We start from the raw sequence: 4,716 nt of genomic DNA, 5'->3' as shown, positions 1-4,716 counted from the left end.
CTTATAGCTTATCTTATGCATGTTTTGAAAACGGCTTTTCCGGGACGGGCTCTAGTTATGTTCCTGGGGGGCAGCGATGTCATCGAGCACCAGCAAGGTATTTGGCTTTAAGAACAGCAGGTGGCGCTGCCATTTCGCCAATCCCGCGTAGCTGGATGTGGCATCGCCCGCCACGTGGTCGAACGCCGGGGTTGACTCAGCTTTCAGCACGCGCGGGTGTAGATGATTGGCCAATAGTGGCATCGCATTCCAAGAGCCCGATTTGACATCCTGACCCAATTGGCCTTTCCCATCCACGATCAGCGTGTTCTCGTACTCGGCCATGCGCCGGACGTAACCGGGGTAGGCGACCAGCCATTCACCGCCGCCGAAAATGGCAAAGGCATTGGCGTTGGGATGCGCGTGCCCGCCGCCGAGATCAAAGTCGTAGCGGTCAACGGCTTTGTGCCCAAAGAAGGGTCCACAGAGGAAGCTGATGAGCGATTCCTTGCCGGACCAGTCGGAACGGGCCGAGATAATGCCGGTGTTCTCGAAATGATGGAGCGTCGGCAGACCGGAAGGCTCCTGGGCTTTGACGTGGGCGTCGTAGCGGATCAGGTTCAGCCAATTGTCTCCCGCCTGGTGACTGCCGGCATTCTCCGCGTCGGCCAGCCACTGGGCGTAGGGATTGCCGGTCGCTTTGGCAATCCCGCGCAATAGATGGTCGGGCCCGTACCAATTGTAGCGCGGACAATCGCCGATATCCACATTGAGCCAGCAGGTGTCCGGCTTGTTGGCAAAGCGCGTCTTCGCCTTCCACGAAGCCCGGGGCGTGGTCTGGTAAAGTTGGAAGAGGGCGTTGTTCGACCACCACGGGTTTTGGTAGAAGTTGACGCCGAGCAAATCCCTGGCCAGGTCGTGGAAGCGCATCGTAAACTCCAAGCCGTACTGGCCGTAGCCGACCCCCTCGACGGTGACCCCGTCATCCGCCGCCGCATTTTCCATTTCGGCCATCTCGCGCACGGCCCAATCCACCCAGGCCGAAGACTCCCCCGGGTGATCATCCAACGCGAGGGCACACAGGCCGACGCTGGCAATCCGAATCTGCCATTGGTTGCTCAGCAGGTAACGCACCTTGGACTGATCGAGGTAAGCCCTGGTCTGCCGCGCGCCGCGGGCAAGAAAGGCGCGTGTCGCCTCACGCTGTTCGGGCGACAACTCGCCATAGCACCAGTCGTAAAACAGCGCCATGCCACACATGAGATGACCGGAGAAGAAGTCCTGAAAATAACTGTCGGGACAATCCTTGATGAGCATGGCCCAGGCCTTGGCCTTGGCCAGACAAGCCGGGTCGCCGCTCAGGCGCCAGGCGGCCGTCAGGTCCCACAGTTTATTACCGTAATCGCGGTCCCACGCGATTTTTCCGGAAGGCAGGCGAATATGATCTGCCTGTTTCTTAAATCGTTCATAGAACTCTTTGTAAGGCGGGGTGGTTTGACAGAGAGTCTTGATTTCATCCAGGCGGGTCGCCTTGGCAAAAAGCCGGGGGTGGACTTTGACCAGAGCCGCAGGGAAAGCGATGGAGGTGGGCGACAATACTGGCTTACCGCCTTCAATCTCCTTGCCTGCGCCAGCCACGGGCCCGCCCCATAGCGTCATCGCCGCAAAGAGACCTGCGGCGACAACCATGTAACGACTGCTATTCACGAGATACGTATTTCTGCGGGTGGTTTCGTCCTCATGTACACAAAGCTAATTGCTGATTATTTTTGGCTTCCGCCCCGCTGTACCGGACTGGCCGCGATGTGGTCACGCCAGTGCCAATGTACTGCGATCTCGTTCCAACTCTGGGACGTTTTGCCGCCGTCGTTTTTTTCGGCGCAGATGCCCCTTCTGCCTACTTGGCGGCGACATCCAGGCAGACGCTTTCGGTGCGACCACGCAGATACAGGCGGCCCTTGCTCAGCGACGGAGGAGTCCAGCATTTCCCGCTGAGCACTTGGGCGCGCGCCAATTCCTTGTAGGCATCGGGCTTGGGCTCGACGAGCACCAATTGGCCGTCATCGGTCAAAGCCACCACGCAGTTGCCCGCCAAAATCACTTGCCCTGCGCCGAAACCGGCTTGTTCCCACATCACCTTGCCGGTCTTCACTTCCACGCACTTCATCAGACCGGCAGGTCCGTATTTCTTGTAGCTGAACACACCGTAGAGATAGCCGTCTTTATGCACCGGGGTGCTCCACAGAGTGGCCACCGGAGAATTATCGCCCTTCAGCATCCAGAGTTCCTTGGCTTCCCAGCCGCCGCCCGTTTTCGTGACCTGGCAGGCCGCGCCGCCCACGCCGTAACCAGCCGAACAAAACACGATGTCGCCGCAAACGATCGGGCTGGCCGCCGTGGCCGTCTTGAAGGGGAAGCCGTACTTCCATAGCTCAGCGCCGGTCTTGGGGTTGACCGCCACCAAACCGCTCTTCAAAAAGAAGATTACCTGTTTCTCGCCCCCGATGGTCGCAATCACCGGCGTGGCATGGGTCATGGTGTCCGTGCCGGATTTCCAGGCCAGTGCCCCGGTGGTTTTATTGAAGGCCAGCATCGCCTGCCCCGCCCCGCCTCCCGCCACATATACCAGGTCGCCGTCAATCATGGGCGACATCGCGCTGTTCCAGCCGATATTCTGCCCCCCAAACTCGTTCAAAATGTCTTGCTTCCAAATCGTCTTGCCGGAAGCGGTGTCGAGGCACATGAGCACCATCACATCGGAATAGACGTAAACGCGGTTGCCGTCCACGGCTGGCGTCGCGCGGGCGCCGTCGCCTTCACCTGCGCCACTGTGCTTGGTCGTGTTGAGGGGCACTTCCCAAAGTTTTTGGCCGGTACTGGCGTCCAAAGCCATGCAGACATCGGTCACACCGGCTCCGCCCCCGCCGCCTTTGCCCTTGCCCTTGCCTTTGCCCTTCTCGGGTGCTGGTGCCGGGGCTGGCTCGGGCACCCCGCCGGCGACCGGGTGTGAAAGCATGACAAACGCTTTGCCGTCGCCAATGGCAAATGCGCTCAGGCCATTCGGTGTTGGCGCCTGCCAAATGTGTTTGGGACCGCCCGCCGGCCAGGCCGTGAGGACTTTCTCAGGGGAAATCCCATCGCCGGTCGGGCCGCGGAAGGAGGGCCATTCCTGGGAAAAATTAGTTTGGGCAGCAATGAACAATGTGCTGCTGATCAGGCACGACTTTAACATGTATGATTTCATATAAGGGTACATTTGCTTATGATTTGGCGTGTTGGCAATCCAAATCTTCATCAGGCATGGGAACAACAGGGCTGCATCCAGCGCGTTGGTGCGTCACGGATACTACGAGGTGGGAGGGCCTGTGGTTCCGTACCCCCTCACCTCTTTCCTCTCCCTCGGGGAGAGGATTTTCATCATCCGGCTGAGGGAATCGGCTTAATCGCTTTACTATATTTCGGGTAATCCCGCTGCCATGGGAACACCCGAGCAGCCGCTTCCAGCTTGAACCAAACCGAGCTTGAGGCAGCCCTGCGGGAACAATCACATGAGTTTGAGTTGTTGTTCGATGTAGGCGAGGGTTTCCGGCCGGATGCCGGCATTGGGATCGGGGAACACGGGCAAGGGGCTTGGTGAGGCACCGGGAGAAGCGGCTTTGGCCAGGTACTTGACCCAGAGTTCAAAAGGCCAAGCATTGCAAATTGAAAATTGTAAAATGCAAATTTGGGGACCATACAAAATCGCCAATCGTTGATCGCCGATAGCCAAGGGAATTTGGACCGCCAAACACGCAGACCACGCGAAAGGGGAACATGGCAAAAGATGAGACAGGATGGACAGGATGGACGGGAATGGGGTATTGCAAATTGGGGGAATACAAAAAATTGAACACCAAGATAACGAAGGACACGAAGGAAAAAATCGCCAATCGTTGATCGCCGATAGCCAATGAATTTGAACCGCTAATCACGCCAAACACGCGAAAGGGGAAAAGACCGGGAAAAAATTCAGCGCCGACTGACGTGCGGCGGCTACGCAGGTTGAAGGCCGCGCCAGGGTTTGAGGCTGGCGCGGCGTGGGAATTGTGATGTTTTTGTGTTGAACGCATTTTTTGTCACAAATTGTGATAAAATGAATTTTTCAGGGTTTCCAGTCCTGCACCTCGTTTTGGAGTTCCTCGGCGGGGATTTCGGAGACCGGCAGGGTGAAACCGGGCAGAGCGGTTTCGCGTTGGACCTCGCGCCGGAGGGCGGCGGCGACGTTGAAGAGGCGACCGGTGGGGAGGGTGCTGAGGTCGCGCTGGGCGAGCTCGGTGTTGACCCGATGGAGGGTATCAGACAGGAGTTTCCAGCGGTCTTCGCGAACGGCGAAGTATTGGAGGGCCAAGGCTTCGTCGGCCATGGTTTTGGCGTTCTGGATCTGGAACTGGAGTTTGCGGCTCCAGTTGACGAGGGTGTTGATGTGAACACCGAGTTCCTGGGCGATGCGGGCATAGGACCAGCCTTGGGCACGGAGTTCGATGAACCGTTGTTGGGTTTCGTTGGTTTCCATAGTTATGTCTTTCGTTATGTCGTTCTCAGTTTGTGTTGGCACGCGACGCACGGCGTCTGCGGACCGGAAACGCCCGGCCCGTGATGGCCAACGGGAGCGACGTTAACAGGGAACCGGAAAAGGTGGTTGCCTCCGGGAGGGAAAAAACGAAAGGCAAAAGGCAGAAGGCAAAATGATGAATGAAA

At 58.0% G+C, this 4,716-nt stretch carries 4 protein-coding genes; all 4 read right to left on the bottom strand.

All coding sequences use genetic code 11. The features are described from left to right. Positions 1-51 precede the first annotated feature (51 nt). The 4 genes from WCO56_28945 to WCO56_28930 all read right to left on the bottom strand — a co-directional run bounded on the left by WCO56_28945 (position 52) and on the right by WCO56_28930 (position 4,531). A complete protein-coding gene (locus WCO56_28945; protein ID MEI7733627.1) occupies positions 52-1,686 on the bottom strand; it encodes a DUF4962 domain-containing protein in 1,635 nt (544 codons plus the stop codon). A gap of 190 nt (positions 1,687-1,876) precedes the next feature. Continuing rightward, complete coding sequence (locus WCO56_28940; protein ID MEI7733626.1) at positions 1,877-3,223, bottom strand: PQQ-binding-like beta-propeller repeat protein; 1,347 nt, start codon at positions 3,221-3,223, stop codon at positions 1,877-1,879. 436 nt (positions 3,224-3,659) lie between these two features. After that, positions 3,660-4,088 carry a hypothetical protein gene (locus WCO56_28935; GenBank protein ID MEI7733625.1) on the bottom strand — a complete coding sequence of 143 codons (429 nt, stop codon included), beginning with the start codon at positions 4,086-4,088 and terminating at the stop codon, positions 3,660-3,662. A 32-nt stretch (positions 4,089-4,120) separates the two neighbouring features. Beyond that, a complete protein-coding gene (locus tag WCO56_28930; protein ID MEI7733624.1) occupies positions 4,121-4,531 on the bottom strand; it encodes a helix-turn-helix domain-containing protein in 411 nt (136 codons plus the stop codon). Positions 4,532-4,716 lie beyond the last annotated feature (185 nt).

The sequence above is a fragment of the Verrucomicrobiota bacterium genome, from assembly GCA_037139415.1.
Taxonomy (GTDB): domain Bacteria; phylum Verrucomicrobiota; class Verrucomicrobiia; order Limisphaerales; family Fontisphaeraceae; genus JBAXGN01.
This window is presented reverse-complemented; position numbering and strand designations above follow the sequence as displayed.

What these genes read in the sequence shown, in the direction of transcription:
- WCO56_28940 (MEI7733626.1), bottom strand. Translation starts at nt 3,223, where the DNA reads ATGAAATCATACATGTTAAAGTCGTGCCTGATCAGCAGCACATTGTTC.
- WCO56_28935 (MEI7733625.1), bottom strand. Translation starts at nt 4,088, where the DNA reads ATGCGTTCAACACAAAAACATCACAATTCCCACGCCGCGCCAGCCTCA.
- WCO56_28930 (MEI7733624.1), bottom strand. Translation starts at nt 4,531, where the DNA reads ATGGAAACCAACGAAACCCAACAACGGTTCATCGAACTCCGTGCCCAA.